General features: G+C 43.6%; 1 protein-coding gene. It reads right to left on the reverse strand.

Translation table 11 applies throughout. The features are described 5' to 3' along the window. Positions 1-3,577 (reverse strand): ATP-binding protein (locus DSM107010_RS37220; RefSeq protein WP_146138825.1); only part of this gene is annotated, 3,577 nt, incomplete at its 3' end. Positions 3,578-3,787: the final 210 nt, after the last annotated feature.

Genomic DNA, 3,787 nt, shown 5'->3' on the forward strand with positions numbered 1-3,787 from the left:
TGAGCCAAGCTGCTTTTTGAGAGCTTGAAGCATCAAGCGGTAGGCTCAAAAGCGCTAGAGAATGATACAAACAGAATAAAGGCAAAACCTTTATTGCTGTCACCTCTTCAAAGTGTTGCCTTGCCAAAACAGCGGTTTGTACAGCTTGATGATATTCTCCAAATAGATAACACAGTATAATTTTGTATAAATAAAAGCGGCTAATTCCAGTTCCATCTTTAACTGCAATAGCGTGTGATAACGCCTGCTCTTCATCACATACACTACCCATTAAACAGCTGGGATTTTCAGACCTATCTAACAAATTAAGAATTGTCTGCCACAACATTGCAATCCAATGCGAGGGGCTTTCTCGTCTAATTTCACCGATCGCTTTGCTGTAGTTTGCTGTTTTTTGTTCTAGTTGGGTGAGTGACTCACCAGCAAAAAACGAGTTATAGCATACGTTATAGGCAGCATAACCAGCAAATTCAAAGTCTCCAGTTTCCACTCCACTTTGATAGGCATCAGCCAGCATCGGTATTGTGTTCCTAAGATGCACCTTCCAGTGCATGATATGGGCACCCGAAAACATTAATGCTTTAGCCTTTCCTTTTTGGGTATTCAATCGTTCTGCCAAACCCAGAGCCATTTTGCCGAACTTATAACCGAGTTCAATGTCTTGAACAACTCCACATAGAATAAACCCGTAGACAGCATAATACAGTGATGACCAGATAGCATTACCGTATTCGATCGATAAATTTACCGCTTTGCAAGTAATCAGTATCACCAGTGCTGGTGACACGATAAATGCAGCAGCCCCTATATTCGCTAGGATTGACATTGCTGCTAGCGGTTCTGGTGCAGTCATCTCTGGTAAATTAATCAAGTCTTCGATTTCTCGTTCAGCGAGTAGTGCAGCCGTTGACTCCAATTCCCTTTGAATATCTACCTGACTTGGATTTTCTATTAAATCTATTCCCAGGAGCTTTAACACTTCCGAGCCAATTTTTAGTGCTGATTTCAGGTTGCCCTGTGACAAATATCTCTGAATTCTGCTATCGTAAACCTGCACTTTGTCGATCGCTGTCTTGGCGCGGATGAGTACCACTTCTACGAATTGTTCCATCTCATCGAAGCAGCCATGAAGATACGCTGCTCCTGCTGCTTGGGAGTACAACGCTAAAGTTAGGTCATACTCATTCTGCCAACTATCTGTATCTAAGAGTTTAAGCCCTGTTTTGAAATACTTAAGAGCTGCTTCATAAGCCGTTGCTGCCTTTGCTTTCTGTCCTGCCATTAAATTCAATCTGGCAATTTCAGTTCGTTCTGGTTGAGCAGTGACTAGCTCAATTCCCCGATCTAGATGATCGATAATTTCAAATAGCCGTTCCGACAGTTGCTCTGGTGAAGTTTTTTCGAGTAAATTACGTCCGATCTGCAAATGAACAACTTGTTTGTGCGGCTCATCAATTAAGGCATAAGCAGCTTGCTGTACCCGATCGTGCAAAAACTTGTAGTCTTGAACTAACAAGTTTTCGTCTAATTCAGATAGAGGTTGAATTAATCCAGCATGTATTGCAGCTAGTAAATCTAGAGAAATTATTTTCGGCGATTTTTCACAAGCGATCGCTAACGTTTCTAAATCAAATTCAGCTCCAACACAAGCAGCTAAGCGGAGAATTTGCCGTGTTTCTTCTGGCAATTTCTTCAACTGGAGCAGCAGCAGTTCCACCACATTATCGGTGATATTTCGGGCTTGAATTTGAGCAATATCCCACTGCCAGCTTAAGTGTTCCGCGTTAAAGGTCAGAAGATTTTCGCTATACAGCATTCGCAAAAACTCACCAACAAAGAAAGGGTTGCCTTCGGTTTTACGTAACACTAATTGGGCTAGATCGCGAACGGTGTCAGGATTACGATCTAGCGTCTCGGCAATCAATTGATTCAACGATTCCAACGCTAAGGGTGCTAAGGTAATCTCCTGAAGCACTGCCCCCCCTTTTCGCAATTCTAAGAGCGTCAAGACTAGTGGATGCGTTGGATGCACTTCATTGTCTCGATAGGCTCCAATCAAAAATAGGAATTGGGTTTGCTCGTCAAGTAATATTAGCTCGATTAACTTTAGCGTGGCTGAGTCGATCCACTGCAAATCGTCTAAGAAAATTACCAGGGGATGCTCCTTGTCACAAAACACCCGCACAAATTTTTGAAACGTTAGATTGAAGCGATTTTGAGCTTCAGTTGCTCCAACGGACGGTACGGGTGGCTGCTTGCCAATAATTAACTCAACTTCAGGGATGACATCAATAATAATTTGTCCGTTGCTTCCCAATGCCGTCAGCAGGCGAGTTCTCCACTGTTGCAACTGCTCGTCTGGTTCACCCAATAGTTGCTGTACCAATTTTTGCAGGGCATCGACAATTGCACTGTAGGGAATATTGCGCCTAAATTGGTCAAATTTGCCCCAGATAAAATAGCCGTGCTTTGCCGTGATGGGTTTATAAAGTTCCTGCACTAATGCTGTTTTGCCTACTCCAGAATAGCCAGAGATTAGCATCATTTCGACTTTGAACTGAGCATTGTCTTCATTCCCCCTGACGGCTACTCTATCAAACGCCGATAATAATGCTCCAATCTGGGCTTCTCGTCCATACAGTTTTTGGGGAATGTGAAACTGCCCCGAAATATCTTGAAGACCTAAAGAGATGCGATCGATTTGACCGCTTTGTTCTAGTTGCTGGGCGCAGGTTTCTAGATCCGCCTTAATTCCCCAGGCACTCCCATAGCGATCTTCCGCATTTTTCGCCATCAATTTCATGATGATATCTGAGACTTGTTTGGGGATCGCTGCATTCAATTTGTGAGGCGGAACGGGTAATTTGGCAATATGGCAATGGACTAGCTCTAGTATGTCTGTTGTCGGGAAAGGTAGCTGTCCGGTTAAAAGTTCGTAGAATGTCACGCCCAGCGAGTAAAAATCAGTGCGGTAATCGAGCCAACGATTCATCCGCCCCGTTTGCTCAGGAGAAATGTAGGCAAGTGTACCTTCTAATACATGAGGACTTTTGAAGCTTGGATTGGTGCGGTTAAACTGGGTGGCAATACCGAAATCAATGATTTTTACCACACCCGTATCTGGATTGAAAACGATGTTGCCAGGATTGATATCTTTGTGGATGATATTGGCGTTGTGAATCCTGCCCAGAATCTCTGTAATGTCAAGGGCTAATCGAAAGAAATTGGCTAAGGGCATGGGACAGAATTCTTCTGGACGCTGCTGCATCCATCTCTCGATAGATTCTCCCCCAAAATCTTCTAAGAGAATCGCGATCGTGCGTTGATAATTTTGCTGGCTGTATGCTTTGACAACTCCAGAGAGATTCAGGGAGCGGGTAATTTCATACTCTTGTCTGTAGCGGGTTAATTCTTGAGGAGAAGGGTAATCTTGCTTCAGCAGTTTGACGATGATTGCCTCTGGCAGTGCGCTTCGCGCAATCGCCCGCTCGTCTTGCTCTCTGATGCCGCGATACACAACAGATGCCGCACTCTCATAGATTTGGCTGTGGATGGCAACTCCAGGTAGGGCAATCATACAATCTCCCGATGAGTGTCATCTGCTATATCACAAAGTATATCGTTATTAGTAAAGTTTATTAGTAAAGTTTTTCCGCAGCGATTGGAGCGCAGCATCAGAAAATTACGATAACCCCTGGCTAGAAGCAGATTGTCAGCAATAGATTGTTTCTGGCATTTTCTACTCCTACAAATAGGTAAAGAAATAGGGGAGATAATCCACCCTATT

The sequence above is a fragment of the Chroococcidiopsis cubana SAG 39.79 genome (genome assembly GCF_003991895.1).
Lineage (GTDB): Bacteria > Cyanobacteriota > Cyanobacteriia > Cyanobacteriales > Chroococcidiopsidaceae > Chroococcidiopsis > Chroococcidiopsis thermalis.